16 protein-coding genes are annotated in these 25372 nt (G+C 30.7%); 12 read left to right on the top strand and 4 right to left on the bottom strand.

Annotated features, from left to right (window positions below; genetic code table 11):
• Window positions 1–103: 103 nt before the first annotated feature.
• Complete coding sequence (locus AXG55_RS06010) at window positions 104–634, top strand: GAF domain-containing protein (protein ID WP_233231415.1); 531 nt, start codon at window positions 104–106, stop codon at window positions 632–634.
• A 614-nt stretch (window positions 635–1248) separates the two neighbouring features.
• On the opposite strand, the gene AXG55_RS06000 is transcribed toward AXG55_RS06010, so the two are convergent.
• The gene (locus AXG55_RS06000; protein WP_233231414.1) at window positions 1249–2001 is read right to left on the bottom strand and encodes a phosphotransferase; all 753 of its coding nucleotides are present in this window, start codon (window positions 1999–2001) and stop codon (window positions 1249–1251) included.
• Entirely contained in the window at window positions 1935–2231 is a 297-nt protein-coding gene (locus AXG55_RS05995) for a hypothetical protein (protein WP_148697223.1), read from the bottom strand. The genes AXG55_RS06000 and AXG55_RS05995 overlap by 67 nt, the downstream gene beginning before the upstream one ends.
• 275 nt (window positions 2232–2506) lie before the next feature.
• Between AXG55_RS05995 and AXG55_RS05990 the strand changes: the two genes are divergently transcribed.
• The 4 genes from AXG55_RS05990 (at window position 2507) to betB (ending at window position 10018) form a co-directional block, all read left to right on the top strand.
• Window positions 2507–3232 carry a substrate-binding periplasmic protein gene (locus AXG55_RS05990; protein WP_148697222.1) on the top strand — a complete coding sequence of 242 codons (726 nt, stop codon included), beginning with the start codon at window positions 2507–2509 and terminating at the stop codon, window positions 3230–3232.
• A 183-nt stretch (window positions 3233–3415) separates the two neighbouring features.
• Complete coding sequence (locus AXG55_RS05985; RefSeq protein ID WP_148697221.1) at window positions 3416–5857, top strand: hypothetical protein; 2442 nt, start codon at window positions 3416–3418, stop codon at window positions 5855–5857.
• A 34-nt stretch (window positions 5858–5891) separates the two neighbouring features.
• Complete coding sequence (locus AXG55_RS05980) at window positions 5892–8441, top strand: RICIN domain-containing protein (RefSeq protein ID WP_148697220.1); 2550 nt, start codon at window positions 5892–5894, stop codon at window positions 8439–8441.
• Window positions 8442–8617: 176 nt separating this feature from the next.
• Entirely contained in the window at window positions 8618–10018 is a 1401-nt protein-coding gene (gene betB / locus AXG55_RS05975; RefSeq protein ID WP_233231413.1) for a betaine-aldehyde dehydrogenase, read from the top strand.
• Window positions 10019–10053: 35 nt separating this feature from the next.
• On the opposite strand, the gene AXG55_RS05970 is transcribed toward betB, so the two are convergent.
• Window positions 10054–10635: a hypothetical protein gene (locus AXG55_RS05970; RefSeq protein WP_148697218.1), complete on the bottom strand. Its 582-nt coding sequence runs from the start codon at window positions 10633–10635 to the stop codon at window positions 10054–10056.
• A gap of 404 nt (window positions 10636–11039) precedes the next feature.
• On the opposite strand from AXG55_RS05970, the gene AXG55_RS05965 reads away from it, so the two are divergent.
• The 6 genes from AXG55_RS05965 (at window position 11040) to AXG55_RS05940 (ending at window position 20455) form a co-directional block, all read left to right on the top strand.
• The gene (locus AXG55_RS05965) at window positions 11040–12569 is read left to right on the top strand and encodes an ABC transporter substrate-binding protein (protein WP_148697217.1); all 1530 of its coding nucleotides are present in this window, start codon (window positions 11040–11042) and stop codon (window positions 12567–12569) included.
• Between the two features lie 431 nt (window positions 12570–13000).
• The gene (locus AXG55_RS05960) at window positions 13001–14530 is read left to right on the top strand and encodes an ABC transporter substrate-binding protein (protein WP_233231412.1); all 1530 of its coding nucleotides are present in this window, start codon (window positions 13001–13003) and stop codon (window positions 14528–14530) included.
• Window positions 14531–14608: 78 nt separating this feature from the next.
• A complete protein-coding gene (locus AXG55_RS05955) occupies window positions 14609–16135 on the top strand; it encodes an ABC transporter substrate-binding protein (RefSeq protein WP_148697215.1) in 1527 nt (508 codons plus the stop codon).
• Between the two features lie 7 nt (window positions 16136–16142).
• Complete coding sequence (locus AXG55_RS05950) at window positions 16143–18494, top strand: hybrid sensor histidine kinase/response regulator (RefSeq protein WP_148697214.1); 2352 nt, start codon at window positions 16143–16145, stop codon at window positions 18492–18494.
• 171 nt (window positions 18495–18665) lie between these two features.
• On the top strand, window positions 18666–19784 hold the full coding sequence (locus AXG55_RS05945) for an AAA family ATPase (protein WP_148697213.1): 1119 nt from the start codon (window positions 18666–18668) through the stop codon (window positions 19782–19784).
• Complete coding sequence (locus AXG55_RS05940; protein WP_148697212.1) at window positions 19781–20455, top strand: DUF4276 family protein; 675 nt, start codon at window positions 19781–19783, stop codon at window positions 20453–20455. Before AXG55_RS05945 ends, AXG55_RS05940 begins: the two co-directional genes overlap by 4 nt.
• Here the strand turns inward: AXG55_RS05940 and murJ are convergent.
• Window positions 20452–22119, bottom strand: a complete 1668-nt coding sequence (gene murJ / locus AXG55_RS05935; protein WP_148697211.1) for a murein biosynthesis integral membrane protein MurJ — start codon at window positions 22117–22119, stop codon at window positions 20452–20454. The two genes, AXG55_RS05940 and murJ, sit on opposite strands and share 4 nt — an antisense overlap.
• A 143-nt stretch (window positions 22120–22262) precedes the next feature.
• Here murJ and alaS point away from each other — a divergent pair, with 143 nt between their 5' ends.
• Window positions 22263–25013 (top strand): alanine--tRNA ligase, encoded by a 2751-nt coding sequence (gene alaS / locus AXG55_RS05930; RefSeq protein ID WP_148697210.1) that lies wholly within the window; start codon window positions 22263–22265, stop codon window positions 25011–25013.
• The last annotated feature ends 359 nt before the right edge of the window (window positions 25014–25372 follow it).

Genomic DNA, 25372 nt, shown 5'->3' with positions numbered 1-25372 from the left:
TTTTTTATCCATCTTACTTCAGACATCTTGTAGAAAATCAAATAATGCATTAGATCATTCAATGCATTATATTTTATTTATAACAAAGGAAACAATTGCAATTATGAATTTTCATCCCGCAATAGATATCACAAAGAATGAAGAATATTACGATGGCGTTTACAAAATGATCGATTCTTATCTTTCTTCAGAAACAGATTGGCTCGCTCAAATTTGTAACGTAACGGCATTGCTTTACGAATCACTTCGCGAAATAAACTGGCTAGGATTTTATTTACTGAAAGAAAAAGAATTAATTCTGGGTCCCTTTCAAGGAAAAATGGCCTGTACACGCATTGCTTTAGACAAAGGGGTCTGCGGTGCAGCAGCCACCCAATTAAAAACCTTGCGCGTGGATAACGTTCATAAATTTGAAGGTCACATCGCTTGTGATAGCGCCACATTTTCTGAATTGGTCATCCCCTTATTTTATCCCAATCGAAAACCTGCTATTGAAACTCTCATTGGTGTTTTAGATATCGATAGTCCCGTATTTGCGCGATTTTCAGAAACTGATCAAAAAGGATTAGAAAAAATTGCCGAACTCATTAGCAGTAAAATTTCTTTTCCAAACGCACCAAAACTTTTTGAGTAACAATATATTTAAATGATATAGGATTAAAATAAACCATGGATGATTCCTATTCTAAATTCATAAACAATTATGCTTTAAATTTTTTTTCCTCAGATAACATAAAAATGCTTATAATAATAAGCCTTACAATTATATTAATGATTTTTATTTGTGAAGTTTTATATATACTCACATATCGAAGAGCCTTCAAAGCTATGAAGTCTGAATATGCTATAAAACGAACCTGGATTATATGGCTCACTCTTATTCCTTATTTTGGATTTTTTTGGGTTATATATCTCACTTATCAAGTCAAAAAGGGAACTACTCTGACCCTAAAAGATTGCAATTCCAAGATTAAAAGCAATGGTGGATTTTACTGGTTATTAATATCCTATTTCTGCTTATTATTTTATTATATTGTTCTATTTACTTCTAGTATACAAAATATGAGTATTATGAAAATTATTATAATGGGAATTTTTTCTCTACTAGGTGGCGTTTTTTTAATTATGCATTGGATTGAATTATTTCAAGTAAAAACTTTTCTAAATATAGCCAAAGAGAATGCCCCAAAAATTCAAGAAACGGAGTTTTCAAAATTGAATTAATTTTTTATTATTTTTTAAAATTATTTATAAGTCTATAAATATATTTTCAATTTTAGAGATTAAATCTTGATCATGAAGCTTTTTAAAGCGATTCAGGTATCGATTTTGACAGGGAGTATGACCTGAATAAATTTCATCTGGAATTGTTTGCGTCATAAAGCGAATACAATTGAGTCGCATAAGATCTAAAAAATATACTGAAGTTAAGTTAAATTTTAAAATTCCAAGAAATGATTGCATCCATTGCAAATTAAATACTTCTAAAGTATCGACAGAAAATTCCATGGCGCCAATAACTAAATCGTTTACCATATTGCCATAATAAACATCACCAAAATCAATAATACCTACTATTTTATTTTTCTTAAGAAGAATATTTTCAAAAAAATAATCTCCATGAACCAAACCTTTTTCATTTTTTTCTAACCAAGAATCGATTTTTATATTTGCAAAAAAATTTTCTATTTCATGAAAATATGAGTAATCAATTTGTGATAAAAATTTATTTTTAAAATTTATAAACATATTATGAATAGATTTAATATCATTAATTGGAGTTTTATTTTTTGTCTCATATTGAGATGAAATTTTAAAAAAATTAGATAGTAAAATTGCGGCCTCTTGCGCCAAATAATTAGATAAATCAACTTGCTTTGGACTTTTTCCATCAATTATTTCATAGGCAAAAAAACACAGTTCATTTATTTTTTTTACAAAACATCCATTATTGAAGGGAAGTAGCTTTGGAACAGATAACTTTCTATCATAAAAATACAAAAGAGCTTCAACTTCAAAAATATTTGCTCTTTTGAATATGAAGTACGGTAAGTGCGAATCAAAATATCATTTTTTTCTTTAGTATGAACAATAAAGTTTGATGCTACCACTCCTTCCTGAGGAATTTGAATAAAGCCACACTGGGTTAGACCCCATTCATTTTTAATAATAGACTCAATAACATTATTGTTTAGCGGATGAAATGTGCTCCCTTTATCCAAATGATTCATAATTATTCCTTCCTTTAATGAATCGAGCTCAAATTGCTGAAAGTTAAATATTAATTTACAAAATTTTACTTAAACATCAAAATTATTAAAATATTTATGAGTTCACAAATTGCCATTTGGAAAAAATAATTTCCGCATTATTTTTAAGCAAAAAACAGTCGTTATTCAATGCCCCATACGAATGTAAATTTTGATTATCGATTGATATCTTTTAAAAAATATCTTATTTTTAGAAGTAAAAGGTTTCCAAACTCATTTGCAATAAGGGAATAAATTTGTACACTCAAATTAATAAAATATTCATGATAAGCTTATTTCTTTTGCATAAAACACTCATAGCCTCTTATTTAGTAAATATCTCAGATAATGTCCCACCACAATCAGGGCTCAATGAAAAAAATATCCCTGAAGGACTTATAATTGAACTTTCAAAGAGTATTTTTAAAGAGGTAAATTTTAGTGCTTATCCTTTAGCAAGAGCACTTGAAACGACACAAAAAGAAAAAGATAGCCTTTTATTTGTTTCAAGAACTCAAGAAAGGGAAAACAATTTTTATTGGCTCGATAAAATATATTCTACAGAAGTTTATATATATGTGAATTCAGGATGGATAAAAAAGAATGGAAGTAGTTTAAATAACATAAATAATTTAGGTGTTATTTATGGTTCCTCACTCATTCAAATTTTGAAACAAAAAAATTTTAGAGGTGAAATTTCTACAGTCTATTCAAACGATCAAAATTTAAAAAAGCTTTCTTCAGGAAGAATTAATGGATGGATTGAAGGCCAGATTATAGCAGAATATATTATAAAAAAAGAAAAAATGAGTTCAAAAAAATTTGAGAAAATTGGGCCTATATTTGAAAACTATACCTGGATTGCAACATCAATTAAATCTAATGAAAAATTTATAAAACAATCTAAAAAAATGATTGAGAAATTTAAAAAAGGTGAAGACTACAAAGTCATTTTGAAAAAATTCAGTGCTAAAAATGTTTAAATTATTGGTAATCTATTAAAAATCATTATTACATTGGTAACCTATAAATAATATTAATTTTTTTAAAGAAATTTCATTTACAAATTTAAATTATTTTATTAAGCCCAATTTTGTTTATCCATTTCTTAATTTTTCTATATGGAATAGATTGAAAACTTCCCCTCCAAATAACAGGATGTTACCATGAACAAAAGGCTATTGTCGACTCTCCCTTTATTTCTAATACCAATACAAAATTTATACGGAATAAACATTCACGATCTTGAAAATAACACATCCCAGGAGTGGCAGCAAACATTTGATAAAAAACCTGAAGTTTCTTCAGATCAAGGATCCATTGCCAAAGAAAAATGGAATAAATTTCAAATAGTTATTACTAACTTTTTGAAATATAAAGAAACTTCTGAGAAAATAAATTTAAATTTAAAATCAAATTTAATTAAAAATTATTTCGCCCCACTGCAAAAAATTATTTTGCAATACCATGCAAGTCTTATACTTTTAGAGGAAACAGATAAGAAATATTTTTATAATGCATACCAGGGAAAATCAGCAGAAATTGTTTTTAATGAAACCATGCAAAATATTGAGCCACTTCTTATTCAGCTCATTAATCAATCTTTTTATTCCGTTTTATCGATTTATGCTCAACAAAATCATCATTTATTTCAATCTATTCAATTTAATTCATGGATTAAAGCTTACTGGCCTACTCTCAATAGTGAACATAGAGCAGGATTCGAGCCATCTCATTATTATTTAAACTCGACTCAATCTTTATTTGATGAGGAATTATTTAATTCATTTATTGAGCTTGGCGATGAAAGTCATTATGATTTTAAACAAACAGAATCTATATTTGAAGAATACTGGAATAATGCCAATATTAAGCCTTCAATAATATGGAATAATAAAACACAATATTACAAATTTAAATATAATAATAATTCCGATTTAATTGATTTATATTTAAAAATAAATGAAATACCAAGAAGTCAATATATAGATTTTATTAAAACGCAAAAAACACTCTCAGAAGTAAGAAATAGCTCTATTGATTTTTATCAAAATATATTAGAAAAAATTGAGAAAATGGATCGTAATATTGACAATAAAAAAAATAAAAATCAATATTTATCGTTTCAAAATAGTGGAATTAAAAGTTCAAAAATTCAATCAAAATCATTAAATAAGTGTATTTCAATTTCTAAAAATAGGTTATTAAGAATAAATATAGACTATGATTATGTAAATGGAATTTCATTAAAAGCAACTCCATGTATTTTTAAGGACAAATCTCAGGATTGGATTTTTATAAAAGAAAAAAGCAACTCAGCTGAATTTAAAATTTATTCCGCACTGTATACTGGATACTGTATAGATGATTCCAATTTATATGGCAAAAGCATAACAAAGTGTCATCCAAAAAATCAAAGTCAAATTTGGTATTTAAATTCAAATGAAAATGTATTGATTAATAAATTGACGAATTCCATATTAAAAATTGATAATCTAGATGAAAATCAAAATTGGCAGTCAAATAATTATTTAGTGAATAAACAAAATCTTATTTTATCTTCATTGATACATGGAAGTGAAATTTACAGCAGTAAAGACTGGCAAAAGACAGAGGTCATGCTTCCTGAAATTGCCAATGCCATTTATATTAGTTTATTTATAAATCAGTATCACTTGGAAAATAAATCTAATTGGTTTTTTAATAAAGTAATTAAAATGAATTGGTTTGATAATTTAACTTCTGTTTCTCAAAAAACCTTAGTTAAATTATCAAAATATAAATATTCAAATATTTCAAACTATGAAATTCAAGAGTTACTGAATGAATTAAAAAATTCAAGCAAGGGAATAACAAATGTTCAAAAATTTAAAATTTCTCTTTTAGGAATAAAAATATCAAATTTAAAAAATAAATATATATATAGTATTGAGTCTTCGCATTTAAATTTGCAAAATGAATTTTCTCAATTTTATAAATCACAATTTATTTCTCAAACTCAAGATCAAAACAATATTACAACAAAATCCCTTATCCCTGTTGCAACAGTACCTTTAATAAACGAACCACCTTATTATGAAGATACTTATTTTAGAATTAAAGACTTCTTTGATATAGTTGAAAAAAATGACGGTAAATTAACTAATCTTAATAATAATCGAATTCCAACATATAGAGAAGTTTGGGATAAATGGATAGAGGGTGAATGGGATCCTTCTCCTGAATTTGAACAAATTCATCAAGATATTTCAAATTTAAAGCAAGAAATTCCTGAATCCGATTTTGATAATGTCTTTCGTATGGCTGAAGATAGTCGTGTTTTTGAAACACTAAAAAATCAGGGAAGTCCCCTACGTATAAGTGATGAAGCGTCTTCTTCAGACTACAATGCCTTTCCAGCTGAAGAAATGAGTTTAGGAGATGATTCTGCTATAGCTGCTGACTTAAATGAATTTGAAGAAATGGCTGAAATTGTAGAAATGATTAATGATTTAGAAATATTAGTTAATAATGTGCATATCAGTATACAAACGGCAAGTGAAATTGCGACCACAACAACCTCAATAGAATCAATTGTAATTGGCGCCCTATTACCTGAATTAGGTTAATTAATATTAAAATTATCTAAAGGAAATTTTTTATATGAATAAAAAATTAATACTACTTCTCCCTATTTCGCTATTTTTAATTCAAAATACTCATGGTATTAGTGTTGAAGAAGCACAAAGTTATAATTTAGAAGAGCAAGAAAGAAAGAAAAATGAATTGCCCAAAGCAACTGATCAAGGATCCTTAGCGCATGAAAGATGGACAAAATTTGATAAGATAAAAGTTCAATTTGAAAGCTATAAAAATATTCATGAGAAAATAAATTCAAATTCAAGAAAAATGCTGGATACAATTTATTTTAAATCTATTAAAGAGAAGCTATTAGAATATTACGCAAGTTTAATTATTATTGAAGAACTTGATAAAAAATATTTTGATGCCATATATCAAGGAAAAAACTCTCAATCCGTGTACTTAGAAACTATTGCACAATTAGATTATTCATTTATTCAATGTATTAATCAATCAATATATTCTTATCTTTCCTCTTTTGAAAAAAAACACCCTACTATAATAAATAAAATTGAATTCTATTCTTGGTTTAAAGCCTACTTTCCAAGTATGAATAATGAGTATAGAGCGGGATTCGAACCTGCGCACTATTTTTCAGATTCTTTTGACACATTATTTTCTCAAGAAATATTTAAACCATTTTTGTTACTAACTGAAAATGAAAAATATGATTTTAAAATTTCAGAAATAAGTTTTGGAGAGCACTGGAATAACGCAAATTTAAAACCATCACTCTCAAATATAACTACACAAAAAAAATTTCAATTTAAATTTAGTAATTCTCCGCAAATGATTGAAGAATTTTTAAATGCAAACCAATATCCATCTTTAAAAATTATAGCTAGTTTAAAATATAAAAAATCACTTACTCAACTTAAATTAAGTACAAATGATTTTTATTCTTCAATTTTAAAATTATTAAATTCAACTCCAAATAAATCAAATATTTTGAACTCTAAAAAAAATAGTGCTATTACAAATAATTTAATATGGAGTCAGCAATTTAATACTAACTATTTACAACCTCATAAAATAACTTCTTCATTTGACAAAAATTGCCTGACAATATCTGATTCAAATGATATGAGTATTTTTTATTACTTATTTTCTAAACAATTTCCTTCTAATCTTTTTCTCAATTCGTCTTCATGCTCTATTACAGATAAATCTCAAGATTGGATCATTGTTTTTGAAAAAATGCGGTATAAAGGGTTTAGAATTTATTCGGCGATGTATCCAGGATATTGCTTAGAAGAAGACACTAATTATAGTTTTACTTTAAACAAATGCGATAGAGAATCAAAAAAACAAATATGGATTTATAATAAATTACCTACAAAATTAAATGCATTAATTAATTCTAAATCTAATAAATTATTACAAATAACTGATGACATAAATGATCAAACTTGGATGTTTCAATATAAAAAGTCAAATTTAGACCATGTTTTATATTATCTTATAAATAAAAAATATTTTTATACATCAAGAGATTGGTATCACGGAAATAAAATTAAAAGAGATTTACCCTTCGTCATAAACGCTGCTTTATTTATTAATAAGTATAATTTAATGAGTCATTCTGATCATTTTTTTAATAAAATTATACTCACAAAATGGTTTCAAAATTTTGATTATAAAACTAAAGAAATTATTATTAAAATTGCTAAAAATAAGTTTTATGAAATTTCGGAAGATGATATTATTGAAACGTATCAAAAACTAAATTCCGAATTTAAATCAAGTAATAGTAAAACACAAAATAATAAGAATTTAATTTTAAAAAATATGAATGAAATTACATTAAATGAATTAATAAGGAATTCTTTAATAATACATTCCAATAAAAAACCCAAAAAAATAGATAAATTATCTAATAATATTCAAAATTCAATATTAGAAATAAATAATTCTTTATTAAGATACAATAATGATGAAAAATTATCCCCCTATAAAGTTTCTCTATTTCAATCTTATGTTCCACTTTATATCGTTCCTAATGAGGAAGAAGCCGTCTTTGATCGCTTAGATCCCTTTTTAAGAAGATTTTTTGATATGGTGGATGAATGCGATCATTGGTTGCCTGACTATAACAACGGTAGAATGCCCACCTATAGACAGGTATGGGATAATTGGTCGAATGGATCTTGGGATCCCGATGCCGAATTTCAACAATTGCTTGAAGATACTTCTGAAATGAGAACACAATTAACACCAAATCAATTTACAAATATCTTTAAACGCATTCATGAGTTGACCCTCCGTGATTACTCCGAAGATGAAATGAGCTCTTCGTCATTTGATATCCAATCAATTGAAACTGATTTGTCCTCTTTATATGAAGATGAGTCTGAGCTGAGTTTTTGGAGTACCGATGTAAACTCACCAATTATTTTTGAACCCGATGATTTAATAGAGCCCATTACAGAACTCATGGAAGATGCGGAATATTCCCTTATTGACTTAGAATCCTTTATCAATGCAAATGAAATTACCTCATTTTCAACTTCACTTGAAACAACATCTGTAAGTACAATAATGACAATAATTCCTACTATTACTGGTCTATAATTATGATTTAAAATTCTTTTTTAGACGGTTTTTTAAAGTAACTTCTTTTTTTAAATTTCAAATTATCTTATTTTAAATTTATTTAAAATTCTACAATTTTTTAAATCAAAAATTTAATTTCTTTTATTTTGAAAATATGGTAACAGATTCTTGAAATTTAAATGAAAGGGAGACATATGCAGAAAGTATTTTCCAATTTTTCCCCCACTACGGGAAAAAAAATATGTGACATTGAAATTTCTCAACCTCATCAAATCGATTCGGCCCTACAAAAAGCGCAGTTGGGCTTCCAAACTTGGTCTTCCATGAGTGGTTTAGAACGCTCAAAAATTCTCTATAAGGCAGGACAAATAATCCGTTCGCGAATGCACGAATTGGCGCAAATTGAAGTACTCGATACGGGCAAACCTATGCAAGAAGCACTGGAAACAGATATACCGACCTCCGCCGATGCCCTAGAATATTTCGCGGGCATTGCTCCCACCATTTCAGGCTCACATATTCAACTTGGAAAATCTTTTGCCTACACCCGCAAAGAGCCATTGGGAATTTGCGCAGGTATAGGGGCATGGAATTATCCTTTTCAAATTGCTTGTTGGAAATCGGCACCTGCTTTAGCATGTGGCAATGCTATGATTTTTAAACCCTCCGAATTAACCCCTCTCTCAGTAAATAAATTGCAAGAAATTTATTTAGAAGCAGGACTTCCTGAAGGCGTTTTTCAAGTTGCACAAGGCGGCCGTGAAGTTGGTGAGTATTTAACGTTACATCCTCAAGTTAAAAAAGTATCTTTAACTGGATCCCATGAAACGGGCAAAAAAATAATGGAAAATGCCGCAAAAAGTTTAAAGCATGTGAGTCTTGAACTTGGCGGAAAATCTCCTTTAATTATTTTCGATGATTGTGATTTAGACAAAGCTGTTGCTATTGCCATAAATGCTAATTTTTATACCCAAGGTGAAATTTGCTGTAACGGAACACGCGTCTTTATTCATCATAAAATAAAAGATAAATTTATCGATAAATTATTAACCCGTGTTGCCAAAATTAAAGTAGGAGATCCCTTCGATCTCACCACTCAAATGGGATCACTTATAAGTCGTGATCATTTGTTTAAGGTAATGTCCTATATTGAGTCGGGAATAAAAGAAGGCGCAAAACTTTTAATTGGCGGAAAGCAACCGGAATGGAGCCCCAGTGAAATTCATTTTGCCAACGGAAATTTTATTTTGCCTACGGTTTTTGCAGAATGTCATGACGAAATGTCTCTTGTAAAAGAAGAAATATTTGGCCCTGTGATGTCCCTTCTTGAATTTAAAGAAGAAGCTGAAGTTATTGAGCGCGCCAATAGCACTAAGTATGGTTTAGCCGCTGGCATTATTACAAATGATATTAAACGCGCTCATAGAGTCATAGAAAAAATAGAAGCGGGAATGTGTTGGATTAATAATTATAACTTAACACCAGTTGAAATTCCTTTTGGTGGTTTTAAAGGCTCGGGTTTTGGCAAAGAAAATGGTCTGGCCGCTATAGAACACTACACTCAATTGAAAACAGTTTATGTTGATATGACATAAACTGTTTTCTAAAATCCAATTCCAAATTTTTTAAATTAAGGATTGCCACAAATCATACGAACACCATTTAAGGCGGTATCATCACCATCACCTTGCGGTCTTTCAACACGGGTTACGAGCCCAATTATAACTTGTCCCGCAGGGCAAGTATAAAAAGGACTCCAATCACCCCAATGCGTATTGGCTTGCGCACGGGCAATAGAATTATTGCTGCAAAGTAATTGTACATCATTAGCGGCACTGTCATCTCCGTCACCTTGCGGCCTCTCAATTTGAATTTGAAAACCCGTTGCAGGGCCATTGCAATTGCCTTCATAACCCCAATTCCCCCAAGGACCTTGAGAGCTTGTTACAATTGAACCCCCATTGCAACGCAAACCTATTCCGTTAAGACCCGTATCGTCACCTCTCCCTTGAGGCGCCTCTGATTTTAAAATGTAGCTAGAAACGTATTGTCCCGCAGGACAAGTTTGAGCAGAACCCCAATCACCCCAAAATCCATCAGTTGCGGGATTATTATACGGAGCATAAAAAGGCAAATCAGGCAAATAGGTATTAGCGAACGCGCCATTGGAAAGAGCTACAATACAAAGTACGGGAAATATTTTTTGAAACATATCTGTCCTCTATTAAAAAATTATTTTAAAAGAAAATAATAAGCGATTTATTATTAAAAAAAATTAATTTAGCCAAATTTTTGACGGACTAATCAGTATATTTATTTTGTTAAAATATGATCACAAAAATAATCACAATTCATATAATTAAATTTATATCTCATTTAAATTTAATTATATAATTGAATATTTAGGATAGAAGTAAAAATGATCTGTAAAGGGATTAGAAATAGACTGTTCTTTTTTTACACTTCCTTTTAAATAAATTGCTATAAATTATAGCTTCATAATTTGTTGATTTAACAATAATTATGTATTAAGTAAAATTTGTATTATTTTTTTATCACTAATTATTACTTTAAGTAATTTACTTTATTTAAAGTTAAATTTTTTGGGTTTATAATATGGTTAAAAACGCACTTTTATCGTGCATCAGTTTATTTACAATAAATTCGACTTTTGCCGAGACTAAAATAAATGTGCTGCTGAATGAAAACAATATCAATCCTTATGATAAAAATGCACCTAGTAACACATCTATCGTAATTGATTCTGCAGTATTTGGGCAATTATTAAGCATAAACAATAATAATGAAATTGTGCCCGAATTATTAGAAAATGCGTTTTATGATGACAATGAAAAGGAATATGTTCTACAATTAAAAAAGAATATCTATTTTCACAACAAACGCTTGGCAACGGCACATGATCTTGAATTTTCACTCCTAAGACTTTTTTTTACCAAAGAAAAGTCCCATGGCAGAGGCGCATTAAATAATATTTATGGCCTGGAAAAAATTGAAAAACAGGGTCTTACGAAGTTTATAAGTGGTGTGGTGCCCGGGGTGAGAGTTGTTAATGATTATACGGTTAGAGTAAAATTAATTGCGCCCGATCCCGACTTTTTATATATGCTCACACACTCTTCTTTTTCCTTAGTGCCCCTTGAAGAACTTAAGGATAATTATATCGAATGGAAAACCTTTCCCATAGGCGCAGGCTCCTTTGCTATATTGGCGCCAGGTTATGAAAAAGGAGTTGTCAAATTAAAAAAGACAAATGCATCTTTAAAACAAGCGCCAGATTTAATCCATTTTTACACTAAAAATGTGGAACAAATAAATTATGACGTGAGCCTCATTAAATTATCTGAGGAAAAGCAAAAAAAATATAAAACCTTCATTTCGGAATTACCTGTGGGTGCTTTTGGATTGACGTTTACTAATGTCAATCCTCTTGGAAATTCATTGGAATTCAGACAATTTGTCCAAAAAGCCCTCAATAGAGAAGAACTCAATAAAAAAGTATTTGCCCATACTCCTGTTTACGAAAGTTTTCCACGCTCTTCTTGGGGCAATCATAAATTAAAAAATCCCTATGACCCTGAAGCCGCAAAAAAATTATTTCAGTCTTTTCCAAAAAAATATCAAGAAAAAGAATGGAAAGTCTCTGTTTATTCGTCAGGTAATGAAATAAAAGGAAATAAAAAATTCTTACTCGATGAAATTCAAAAGCAACTTGCAGAGTATGGATTTAAAATTACTTATATCTTATTTAAAGAACAATTTTTACCCAAAGAAATAGCGGAACAAGTGCCGTTTGATATCGCATCTTTTCAAGTGGATAAATACGATCACTTATTTAAATTTGCCCGTTTACTTAACAGTGGTTCTGACGAATTTGTAAAACCCTTATTCGATCGAAAGTTGGAAGACCTCTATAATAATGCCTTAACTTCAGAAACCAAGGAACAAAAATCTCAAATTATTGATGAACTTTCTGAATACGTTCATGAACAAGCTTATTGGGTTCCTTTACTTGAAAGGAAGAGTGTTATTTATTATGACCCTAAAACAATTGAAACCCTCGCACACAAAGGAGAACAATTAAATGATTTTTTTGCTTCAAGGGTTGTAATGAAGAATAAAAGGTAAATTCATTATTTGACTCCGTGATTTACTTTAATTTTTTAAGAGAGTCAGCAATTTTTATTTTAAGGATTTAATATTATGATTAAAAAAATAATTATATCTTGCATTACTTTAATTACAATGAACTCCTCTTTTGCCCTTACAAATATAAATGCGTTGCATAATCATAGTGAAAATAATTATTATGATCAAAATGCTTCTATACGTGCAAAAAATAGAGCTTATTTATTAGATTGTAGGGTTACTAAGGGTAAGGATATTGTTAATCTTACTTAAGGAAAAACGAAAAAAAGAAAACAATCAAATCTAAATTGCACACAGACATTATTGGTTTAACTTTTGCCATTTTAAACCTCTTGACAATTCAAATGACTCCTATGAATAAATTTAAGTTATTCATGTGCATTATGGTTCATGTTCAGGGATTATATAATATGCTCAGAAATGCAATTTTATTATGCATTGCTTTATTTACAATAAATTCAGCGTTCACCCAGACAAAAATAAATGTGTTACTTCATGATAGCGAAGGCAATCCTTATGATAAAAATGCTCCTAGAGGTGCACGAATCGCAATTGAAGTAGCCGTATTGGGACAACTTTTAACTATAAATAATAATAATAATATAGTGCCCGAATTATTAGAAAGAACATTCTATGATTTTAAAGAAAAAGAATATGTGTTAATATTAAAAAAGAATATCTATTTTCACAATAATCGTTTGGCAAAAGCTCAAGATTTGGAATTTTCGCTTTTACGACTTCTTTATACCAAAGAAAAAGCTTATGAGAAAGATGCCTTAAAAAATATTTATGGCCTAGAAGAAATTGAAAAACAAGGACTAACCAAATTTAAAAGCGGTGTGGTGCCCGGCGTTAAAATTGTTGATGACTATACGATTAGAATTAAACTAATTGCTCCCGATCCCGACTTCTTATATATGCTCTCCGATACCTCTTTTTCCTTAGTCCCTATTGAAGAATTTAAGGACAATTATGTGGAATGGAAAACGTTTCCTATTGGCGCTGGACCCTATGCCATAGAAGCACCCGGATTTGACCAGGGAATTGTGAAGTTAAAAAAAGTGAGCACTTCTTTAGGGAAAGCACCAGATATAGTCCATTTTTACACTAAAAACGAACCACATATAGATTATGAGGTAAGCACTATAAAATTGCCTGAAGAAAAGCAAAAAATATATAAAACTATCACAGCGGAATTGCCAACAAGAATTTTTAGTTTGACTTTTACCAATGTCAACCCCCTTGGCAATTCATTAGATTTCAGACGTTTTGTCCAAAAGGCTCTCAATAAAGAGAAGTTAAATAGTAAAGTATTGGGCTATTCCCCTACTTTTGAAAATTATCCGTATACATTTTGGGGTATTCATAAATTAAAAAATCCTTATGACCCCGAAGGGGCAAAAAAATTATTTCAATCTTTACCTAAAGAAATTCGAGAAAAAGAATGGCAAATCTCCGTGTATTCAGGAGGAAAAGAAATAAAAGGAAATAATAAATTATTAATTGAAGAGATTCAAGGGCAACTTAGCGAATATGGTTTCAAAACACATTATATTACATATTATAAACAATTTTTACCCAAAGAAATTGCGGAAAAAGCACCTTTAGATATTTCATTTTTTCAAGTAGATCAGTACGATTCTCTATATAAATTTGCCCGTTTGCTAAATAGCGGTTCCGATGAGTTTGCAAAACCTTTGTATGATCAAAAATTAGAAGATCTTTACAATAAAGCTTTAAGCTCGGAATCCAAGGAAGAGAAATCAAAAACAATTGATGAACTTTCCGAATATGTTCACGAGCAAGCCTATTGGGTTCCGTTACTTGAAAGAAAATCTGTCATTTATTACAACCCTCAGACCATTGAAGGCCTTGCTCAAAAAGAAGAACAAACAAATGAATTTTTTGCCCCAAGGGTGGTCATGAGAAGTAAAGAGTAATTTCATTATTAGACTCTCCTTGAATTACCTTAACTCATTAAGGGAATGAATAAAGTTCCCGTTTAAGGATTATATAATATGCTTAAAGAAACAATATTATCATGTCTTGCTTTGTATACAATAAATTCAACGTTCGCCCAGACAAAAATAAATGTGTTACTTAATGAAAGCGAAGGCAATCCTTATGAACGAAATGCTCCTAGTAGTACACGAATCGCAATTGAGGCTGCCGTATTGGGGCAACTTTTAAGTACATATAATAATAATATAGTCCCAGGATTATTAGAAAAAGCTTTTTACGATTACAAAGAAAAAGAATATGTGTTAATATTAAAAAAAAATATCTATTTTCACAATAATCGTTTGGCAAAAGCTCAAGATTTGGAATTTACTCTTTTACGTCTTTTTTTTACCAAAGAAAAAACTTATGGGAGAGCTGCCTTAAAAAATATTTATGGCCTAGAAGAAATTGAAAAACAGAGACTAACCAAATTTAAAAGCGGCGTGGTGCCCGGGGTTAAAATTGTTGATGACTATACGATTAGAATTAAATTAATAGCTCCCGATCCCGACTTTTTATATATGCTCTCCGATACCTATTTTTCCCTAGTCCCTGTTGAAGAACTTCAGGACAATTATTTGGAGTGGAAAACATTTCCCATTGGCGCTGGACCCTATGCCATAGAAGCACCCGGATTTGACCAGGGAATTGTGAAGTTAAAAAAAGTGAGTACTTCTTTAGGGAAATCACCAGATATAGTCCATTTTTACACTACAAACGAACCACATATAGATTATGACGTAAGCATCATAAAATTGCCTGAAGAAAAGCAAAAAATGTATAAAACGTTTACATCGGAATTGCCAACAAACACTTTTAGTTTAACTTTTACCAATGGCAACCCCCTTGGCAATTCATTAGATTTCAGACGTTTTGTCCAAAATGCTCTCAATAGAGAGCAGTTAAATAGTAAAGTTTTGGGCTATTCCCCTACTTTTGAAAATTATCCGTATACATTTTGGGGCATTCATAAATTAAAGAATCCCTATGATCCCGAAGGGGCAAAAAAATTATTTCAGTCTTTACCCAAAGAAATTCGAGAAAAAGAATGGCCAATTTCTGTCTATTCTTCAGGAAAAGAGATAAAAGGAAATAAAAAATTATTAATTGAAGAGATTCAAGGGCAACTTAGCGAATACGGTTTCAAAACGCATTATATTACATATTATAAACAATTTTTACCCAAAGAAATTGCGGAAAAAGCACCTTTAGATATTTCTTTTTTTCAAGGGGATCAGTACGATTCTCTATATAAATTTGCCCGGTTATTGCATAGCAGTTCCGAAGAATTTGCAAAACCTTTGTATGATCAAAAATTAGAAGATCTTTACAATAAAGCTTTAAGCTCGGAAACCAAGGAAGAAAAATCAAAAATAATTGATGAACTTTCCGAATATGTTCACGAGCAAGCCTATTGGATTCCCTTACTTGAAAGAAAATCTGTCATCTATTACAACCCTCAAACCATTGAAAGCCTTTCTCAAAAAGGAGAACAGGTCAAGGATTTCTTTGCTTCCTGGGTGGTAATGAAAGAGAAAAAGTAATTAAAATATGAAAACATTAAAGAACTACATATATTCACAGTCAAAAAAACAAATTCGCTTTGTAATTTGCACTTTTATTGTTCTCATTTCAATGGGATGTTTTTTTGTTAACTGGTTTATTTACACAAAAACACCGAAAGATATTATCAACTCTCTGTCAAATGGCATTGGCAATTCCATTGTATTGGGCGATTTTTTCTCCATTCAAAAAGAATTCTCTTCCTTAATCGAAAGCAAGGCCTTCGATCAAATTATTTTAAAAATTCATCCCCATTATAAGCCAAATGAAGAAATTGAAATCAGCAATATTGGGAAAAAAATAATAAGTTCGGAACATGAATTCATTTTAAATAAATTTATAATGGAAAATTTAATAGACATATATTATTATAAAAAATTTGAAATTCTCCTCAATGGCAATGAAAATATAGGCAACATCTACATTGCAAAGAAGATTGACTTATTATTTATTTTATCTTTATATTGCATTTTATTATTTATATCTTTAATCATTTTTATAATCACAAAAAGAAATATTACAAACACATATAGAAACATAGCAAGCCCTATATTTGAAATAGAATCAGCCATAAATAATAAAACCAATTTAGAGAAAAAAAATCTCGAATTTATAGAATTTAAAAATTTATATTCTAAGATTATTGAATCTCAAGAAGAAATTAAAAAATCACAGGACGACAAATTAAAAATTGCAGAGCTCTCCGCAATAACTTCTACTATTCAAATGCTTGCCCACGACGTTCGTCAACCTTTTTCTCGATTAAAAATGTCTCTTGAATTGTTAAAAAAATCGAAATCTCACGAGGACATTACCAAACATCTCATTTCTATTTCCATAAATACAAATAGAGACATTTTAAGAGTAGAATATTTTTTAAATGAAATGCTACAAGGTAGAAATAATGACGTCTTAAAAATTGAAGAAGCAAGTTTATTAAAAATCATTTCAAACGTTTTAAAAATATGCTTCGATATTCACAATAATTCCGATATTTCTATTGAATACGACTTTCTTCATAGTCATAAAATTAAAGCCGATATTCAAAAATTGGAAAGAGTTTTTTCTAATATTGTTATGAATGCCATACAAGCAATTCCCAATAAAAAAGGAAAAATCTGGATATTTACTAAAGATGTCATTATTGACAATACCAATTACATAGAAATTTGTCTTGGCAATAACAATTCCTATATTGAAGATGAGGATATAGATAAAATTTTTGACTTGTTTTTTACAAAGGGAAAAAGAAAAGGAACCGGACTGGGGTTAGCAATATCAAAGCAAATTATCCAAAATCACGGTGGGAATATTTATTGTAAATCGTGCAAAGAAAAAGGGGTTGAATTCTTCATTTATTTGCCTACCCATTCATTGGAAAGTGAAATTAACTACAATGAATTTTACTTCCCAAATTCAAGTAAATTATATGAAAACAAATTATACTATCAGGAAGAAGAATTTTATTCATTATATGAAAAAGAAGCGATAAAAATTGAAAATAAAATTTTAAAGCTCATTCATTTAAGCAAAAAAAAGACTTATTCCATTTTTATATTGGAAGACGATCCCAATTATTTGCAAGGAATTATATCTATTTTTGATGATTTCAAAGAATTGAGCTCCTATTTCAAAATACATAGTTTTGACAACTACAATGAAGCTATAGAAAATTATACAAAGATAAGCCCCGAATTTTTAATTTGTGATATTGATTTAAATGACAATCAAAAAAATGGATTTGATTTTATTAAAAAAATTAGAGAAGAAGATACCCTCGTTAAAACCTGTGTGCATTCCAATCGCTTTATAAAAGATGATATTTCTTTATCTGCTCATGTTAATTCGGATTTTTTCATACCAAAACCCATGACGGGTTATCAAATGCTTAATTTCTTATACAGTTACTTCATAAAATATGAAGCCGAATTAGACACATGGGAAATCATACCTCATTTGAATCCTAATAAAGATAAAATGGCACTCATTCTAGATGACGATAAATTTTATCTTGAATTATGGAAAGAATTTATGAATGATATTAATTTATTCACTTTCCATTGTCCTGAAACGATGTATGACTTTTTAAGAAGTAATATTTCAAATAAAGAAAAAATTTCCTGTATTATTTCCGATTTTTATATAGACGACAACATTACAATTGTTGATTTAAATTTGTCACAAAAAATTAAGGAAATTGGCTATGATTGTCCCCTTTTTGTTTGTACCAATGCGGGTCTAGATAAAAAATACCTAAATGATTTTGATGGTATATTAAAAAAGATGCCTTGTTCTTTTTCAGAAATACAAAGCAAATTTAAAGATAAATTTTGTTCATAAAAATAATTGATATTTATTCTTAATCCTATTTTTCCTCAAAATAAAAGAAACATCATTGACTCTTAATCTAATTATTAAAACGAAAAATGCTAATATGGTTTTTGGTATTGTTTTTTTCAAAATAATTCTTTATCAAGATTTAGGGTCAAAATTATGATCGGAGGATAAGCAATGGGAAAGCCAATCATTAAATCGCTCACCATTCGTGGTTTCAAATCCATTCAAGCAATGGAAAATTTTCAACTCAACCAACTCAATATCCTTATTGGTGCAAATGGTGCAGGTAAAAGTAATTTCATCTCTTATTTCAAAATGTTAACCGAACTTGTTGAAAATCGACTTCAATTATGGACTCGCGTTCAGGGTGAAGCCGATAGACTACTTTACTTTGGTATTAAGACAACAAAACAAATTGAGTCCTCAATATGTTTTGTAGATATACATGAGAATCATTATGATTTTACAATTACACCTACACTTGATGGGCAATTTATCTTTGAAAAGGAAATTCTTTATTTTGATGGATCTTATCATGGAGTCACAAAACCAAATTTGGGCTCAGGCCACAAAGAATCAAAACTTGCCGAAGAAGCAAAAAGTGGGAAATCTAAAAAAATTGCGAAGTTTACTTTAGGTGCGATTTCAAATTGGAAGGTTTACCATTTTCATGATACCAGTGATTCCGCTTTAGTAAAACGCGTTGGTTCTTTACAAGATAAAGAATATTTAAGATCAGATGCGTCGAATTTAGCAGCATTTCTTTATCATTTAAAATTAAATAATAATGTTACCTATGAAAAAATTTGTAAAACAGTACGACTTGCTATCCCTTTTTTTGATGACTTTGTTTTAAACCCACAAAAACTTCCTAACGATGAAGAACAAATAAAACTTCTATGGAAGCAAAAAAATAGTGATTATCCCTTATGGCCAAGTCAACTTTCCGATGGTTCTATCCGATTTATTTGTTTAGTTACCGCTTTGCTACAGCCCGATCCTCCTTCAACTATTATTATTGATGAGCCCGAGCTCGGATTGCATCCTTACGCCATAACTCTGCTGGGAGCACTCATTCGATCCGCTGCCAAACGTATGCAAGTTATTGTTTCGACCCAATCAGTTCCTCTATTAAATGAATTCCATTTAGAAGATTTGGTTATTGTGGAAAGAGAAAATGAGACTTCTGTTTTTAAAAGATTAAATAAAATGGATTTTTCGAATTGGCTTGAAAATTATTCCATAGGAGAACTTTGGGAAAAAAATATATTAGGAGGGAGGCCAAGCAAATGATCAGAGTTCATATAATTTGTGAAGGCCAAACAGAAGAGATGTTTGTAAATGATGTCCTTTCAAAAATTTTTATTCCCTTAAATATTTTTCTTTATCCTTCATTAATTGGCAAACCTGGCCATAAAGGGGGTAATTTTAAAATTGAAAGAGTTATTTGTGATGTCAAATTAAGACTTTTAAATGATATCAATTCCTACTGCACAACTCTTTTTGATTTCTATGGGTTACCAAATCATTTTCCAGGAAAACGAGAAGCTATTCTCCAGAAAAATATTCAACAAAAGCAAGAAATATTACATCATATTTTGGTTCAAGAACTAACTAAAAGCATAGGAACCGATCCTATGAAGCGCTTTTTTCCTTATGTCCAAATGTACGAATTTGAAGCTCTTCTTTTTAGTTCGCCTCAAACTATGGCTATTGAAATGGGTCAAAAAAATTTAATTGAAGAATTTAAAAAAATTAGAAACTCATTTGAATCACCAGAACATATTAATAATAGTGAATTAACAGCCCCAAGTAAAAGAATTAAAAATTTATATCATGAATATGAAAAAGTCATGCATGGTTCTCTTATTACACTAGAATTGGGAATTGAAAAAATATGCGAAGAGTGTAATTTATTTAATCAATGGATAAATAAAATTAAAAATTTAAATCAACTTACCTAACTTTTTCTTAAAAATTTCCCCGTGATTTTTTCAACCAACCTTTTTAAATGGACAGGACCAAAATATTTGATAAGAAAAAAATTCAATATTAAAAATAAAAATCCACCGCAACTTAAAATAACGAAACAGGCTAAAAAATTTAACTCAAATGGAGTATAAAAATTAAACTCTTGCCAAAAATGGGTGGATGAAAACACTCCTAAAATTCCAAACAGATAAGCACAAATGGCAAAAATGATAATTTTTATATTAAATAATGAGCCGCCTTCTATATAAGGACTGTCACCAATGTATTTCTTTTGATATCTTCTTTTTAGGAAAATATAATTCATAAAAAAATCGATTGCGGTAGAGGTACTATAAGATAAACCGAGGCCAATAATTCCAAATTTAGGTGCTAAAATAGAACTTAATGTCGCATTAATAGCTAAATAAACAAGGGCATTATAAACAATTTGTTTCGTTGAATTAATAGCATAAAAAGCATTTAATAAAACTTTTGATCCTGTTGCAAAAATAATTCCAATGGAATAAGCGCAAACCGCAATTGAATTTTGAATGGTGTCGTGCATGGTGACTTTACCATGCTGAAATAGCACGGAATAAAAGGGGACAATAAATAGCGCAAAACAGGCGACTGTTATGGCAGCGAGCCACATGGTAGCGTCTAGGCTTTCGGTTAAAAGTTTAGAAAATTTTCGATTTTGCCCATCGTGAATAGCTTTTGTGAGAATGGGGTGCGCGGCAAATCCCGTAGCGACACCAAAAAGTCCTATGGGAACCTGAATAATCATTGTTGCTGTAATTATATAACTTAACACGCCACTGCCAATTTGAATGGCATAAAAAGTATTGATCATCAGAGCGAGTACCAAAGCGCCTTGTGCGATAGCACGTGGCACCATTAAGATGAGAACTTCATGCAGAGGTTTATAGGAAAGCCATTCTTTAACTTTAAAATTAGGCCCACTCAATAAACCTAAATGATACAAAGGAATAAATTGATAAATCATTTGAATAATAACGCCAATTAAAGCTCCTATGGCAATTCCATAAATAGGATTCATTCCATAATAAGTAAACAGAGGTGCCGCCAAAGCAAACCCAATAATGCCCACATTTAAAAAAGCAGAACTATTCATGGCGCGAAATGTCTGCCCCATTATCGATAATACAGCCATAGCAACGGCATTTAACATGGTAAAAGGCAAATAAAAGGCAAGTATTTTAAATAAATTTGAAGCTAAATCCAAGCCTCCTGAATTTTTAAAATCTTCACTACCAAAAAGGGACATAAATTTATATGAAAAAACAGCGGCTATAATGGCAATAGTAAAAGTAACAAAAGAAAAAAAACCGATTATAATAGCAATTAATTTTTTTTCAGCTTCCCGCCCCTTGGTTTTTTCTTCGACTAAGACTTTAACAAAAGCGGCGGATAAAGCCCCATCGGCAAAGAGATCGCGCAAGCTATTTGGAAAGCGAAAAGCAGAATTAAAAGCATCTAAAGAAACAGCCAAACCAAAAGTGGCATTAACAACAGAAGTTCTGACAACTCCTGAAGCTCTAGAAAACATCACTCCCGCCATGGCGCCAAAACTGGCTTTTCCTAATTTTTCAGAGTCACTTTTTGCTGCCATGACGTCTGTTTTATTATTTCCCATAAATCAGTTATTCCTTTAACTTGCTTATTGCCATGAACCAAAGGTCATTCTATATGATATCTCAGCCCGGTAACTCCGTACGCTCTGATATTACAATATCCGTATAGAATTTTTCGCAAACGAGGTAGGCATCTGGAGATATTATGAAAACAAATGAAATACGCCGTAAATTTATACAATTTTTTGAGTCCAAACAGCATACTTATGTTCCCAGTGCCTCCACCATTCCCATTGGCGATCAAACAATTCTATTTACGATTGCAGGTATGGCGCAATTTAAATCGTGCTTAACCGGCGAAGAAGTGCGTCCCTATAAAAGAGCAACCAATGCACAAAAATGCATTCGAGTTGGTGACTTAGATGATGTGGGTAAAGACGGACGCCACTGCACCATGTTTGAAATGCTCGGATCTTGGAGTTTTGGAGATTACTACAAAAAAGAAGCTATTCAGTGGGCCTATGAATTTACAAAGTCGGAATTGAAACTGGATTTATCCCGTTTTTGGGTCACCGTACATCATACCGATGATGAGGCCTTCGACATTTGGAAATCTATAGGAGTTTCAGAAAATCGCATTGTGCGTCTTGGCGACAAGGACAATTTTTGGGCTATGGGACCAACAGGACCTTGCGGGCCTTGTTCTGAATTGTATCTCGATCAAGGGGAGCATGTCGGTCAGTGTTATGAAAAAGGTTTGAAATGTTCGGGTCCGGGTTGCGATTGTGACCGTTACCTTGAGTTTTGGAACCTTGTCTTTATGCAATACAATCGCAAAGAAGATGGGACTTTACTTGAATTGCCTATGAAAAGCGTGGACACGGGTTGTGGCCTTGAACGTCTCACAGCTCTCTTACAAGGAAAACACTCCAACTTTGATATTGATTTATTTATAAAAATCAAACAAAAAATACTCGACACCACCGGTATTAAAAACACAATAAACGAGCTTTCTACTCAACAAAAAGTCAATTGCAATGTGATTGCCGATCACATTCGCATGCTGACATTTACCCTCGGCGATGGTGCTCATTTTTCTAATGAAGGCCGCGGTTACGTTCTCCGCCGCGTCTTGCGCCGTGCCGTGTTGCAAGTTTTAAAACTTACCCCCCATTGGCCTAAAAATAAATCTTTTTTAGAAAACATTGTAACAACTGTTGTTGAAGAAATGGGAGAATTTTACCCAGAAATCATTCAAAATAAAGCCCGTATTGAAGATGCTATCCGCATTGAAGAACTGCGTTTTAATAGCACATTAGAAAGCGGTCTCGCAAAATTCCATTCCTTCATAGAGGAAGCAAAAAGTAAAAATAAAAAAGTTCTTTCAGGGGAACATGTTTTTATTCTTCACGACAGCTTTGGCTTTCCATCGGATTTAACGCAAATATTATGCGAAGAAATCGAATTTAAAACGGATATTGAAGGCTTTAAAAAGCACATGCAAGAGCAAAAAGAACGGAGCCGTGCCGAAGCAAAATTTTATAAATTCGATCTTGATGATTCTCCTTGGATGGAATTTCACACTCCCCATGTAGAAAAAGATAAACACTTTGCGGGTTATAACTTAGAATTTAAAAATCAATTAAAAGACAATCATGAAGTTATTGAATGCTCAATTTCATTTGATAGAATTAAAAAAGTTCGTCAATTAAAAAATAAAATGTTTGAACTCGTTATTGAAAATACTCCTTTTTACCCAGAAGGAGGAGGTCAAGTTTCTGATTCCGGCTGGTTTGTAACCTTAAGTCACGGCGCAAAAAATGAATTTGAAGTTGTCGATGTGCGTAAAACTGTAAATTGTATTGTTCATGTTCTCAAACATATTGAATACAGCACAGAAGAAGCAAACTCTTTAGATCAAAATGAACTTGTAAAACTATTTGGCGAAAAAGCAAAAGTAACAGCAGTAATTGATTTTACATTGAGACAAGCCACAATGCGCAATCACACAGCGACTCACTTAGCTCACAAGGCGTTGCAATTGGTTCTGGGTGATAAAGTACGCCAGGCAGGCTCCCTCGTTAACTCCCATGCGTTACGCTTTGATTTTTCTCATAATAAAGCCATGACACAAGAAGAAATTCAAAAAGTTGAAGATTATGTCAATCATCAAATATTAAATAATAAAAAAATTATCACTCATGATTCTGTTCCTTTAGGAAAAGCAAAGGAGCAAGGAGCCATGGCCATGTTTGATGAAAAATACGATGATTATGTCAGAATGCTTGAGATTCCAGAATATTCCTTAGAACTTTGTGGTGGGACACATGTGACTGCTACAGGAAATATTGGTTTATTTAAAATTATTTCAGAAGGAAGCGTTACAAGCGGAGTGCGTCGTTTGGAAGCGGTAACAGGCACGAATGCCTACGATTATCTTAAGAAACTAAAAGATCAAATTGCCGCTGCGGCAGAAAGCGCAAAATGTGCTGAAAATGAAGTTTCACATAAAATACACAGTATGCGTGATCATATAAAGGACTTAGAAAAAAACATACTTATGTTACAAAGTCGTGTTGTGAATACACAAATTTCTGATCTTCTAAATAAAGCGATAGATATCGGTTCAAATATCAAACTTATCTCAACCATTTTAGATGTTTTTGACGCTAAAGAAATGGAATTATTAAGTGATAGATTAAAAGAAAAGAAAGACACCGTTTCCGTTATTGCAGCAAGCTCAGAAGGACGCGCTCACATTATGGTGGCAATAAATCCAAATTTATTAAAGCAATTTAAAAAATTATCTGCAGGGAGCATCGTCAAACAGCTTTCAGAAATGGTTGATGGAAAAGGAGGAGGACGCCCCGACTTTGCTCGCGGAGGAGGCACAAATCCAGAAAAACTGCCCCATGCCTTGAAACACGTTGAAGAAATTGTAAAGTCATTAATATAATTTGATTGTATTATTAGCATTTCTATGAAAATTCTTTTTGTTGAATTTAAAAAGCGAAGGAACGAAATTTCAAAAAATTTATTTTCATGTTTGGGAGTCTTTTTGTTTGTTATTATTTGAATATATAACATTTTTAATAATTTTATAATATATTTCTATTAAATAACAAATTAAAAGATTCATACAATTTTTATATTCAATCTTATTTTACTACATATTTTTTCGATATCGGCAAGCAAGACACAGACTCATAACCATGTCAAAAATAGATTACCAAAATAATTAAATTATTTTTAATTTTCAAAAAATAGAGCTGCATATTTTATAATTAAAATACTTAATAAATCAATATAAATTTA

Source organism: Silvanigrella aquatica (genome assembly GCF_001907975.1).
Taxonomy (GTDB): Bacteria; Bdellovibrionota_B; Oligoflexia; order Silvanigrellales; family Silvanigrellaceae; genus Silvanigrella; species Silvanigrella aquatica.
This window is presented reverse-complemented; position numbering and strand designations above follow the sequence as displayed.

What these genes read in the sequence shown, in the direction of transcription:
- AXG55_RS06010 (WP_233231415.1), top strand. Translation starts at nt 104, where the DNA reads ATGAATTTTCATCCCGCAATAGATATCACAAAGAATGAAGAATATTAC.
- AXG55_RS05995 (WP_148697223.1), bottom strand. Translation starts at nt 2,231, where the DNA reads ATGAATCATTTGGATAAAGGGAGCACATTTCATCCGCTAAACAATAAT.
- AXG55_RS05985 (WP_148697221.1), top strand. Translation starts at nt 3,416, where the DNA reads ATGAACAAAAGGCTATTGTCGACTCTCCCTTTATTTCTAATACCAATA.
- AXG55_RS05980 (WP_148697220.1), top strand. Translation starts at nt 5,892, where the DNA reads ATGAATAAAAAATTAATACTACTTCTCCCTATTTCGCTATTTTTAATT.
- betB (WP_233231413.1), top strand. Translation starts at nt 8,618, where the DNA reads ATGCAGAAAGTATTTTCCAATTTTTCCCCCACTACGGGAAAAAAAATA.
- AXG55_RS05970 (WP_148697218.1), bottom strand. Translation starts at nt 10,635, where the DNA reads ATGTTTCAAAAAATATTTCCCGTACTTTGTATTGTAGCTCTTTCCAAT.
- AXG55_RS05965 (WP_148697217.1), top strand. Translation starts at nt 11,040, where the DNA reads ATGGTTAAAAACGCACTTTTATCGTGCATCAGTTTATTTACAATAAAT.
- AXG55_RS05960 (WP_233231412.1), top strand. Translation starts at nt 13,001, where the DNA reads ATGCTCAGAAATGCAATTTTATTATGCATTGCTTTATTTACAATAAAT.
- AXG55_RS05955 (WP_148697215.1), top strand. Translation starts at nt 14,609, where the DNA reads ATGCTTAAAGAAACAATATTATCATGTCTTGCTTTGTATACAATAAAT.
- AXG55_RS05950 (WP_148697214.1), top strand. Translation starts at nt 16,143, where the DNA reads ATGAAAACATTAAAGAACTACATATATTCACAGTCAAAAAAACAAATT.
- AXG55_RS05945 (WP_148697213.1), top strand. Translation starts at nt 18,666, where the DNA reads ATGGGAAAGCCAATCATTAAATCGCTCACCATTCGTGGTTTCAAATCC.
- AXG55_RS05940 (WP_148697212.1), top strand. Translation starts at nt 19,781, where the DNA reads ATGATCAGAGTTCATATAATTTGTGAAGGCCAAACAGAAGAGATGTTT.
- murJ (WP_148697211.1), bottom strand. Translation starts at nt 22,119, where the DNA reads ATGGGAAATAATAAAACAGACGTCATGGCAGCAAAAAGTGACTCTGAA.
- alaS (WP_148697210.1), top strand. Translation starts at nt 22,263, where the DNA reads ATGAAAACAAATGAAATACGCCGTAAATTTATACAATTTTTTGAGTCC.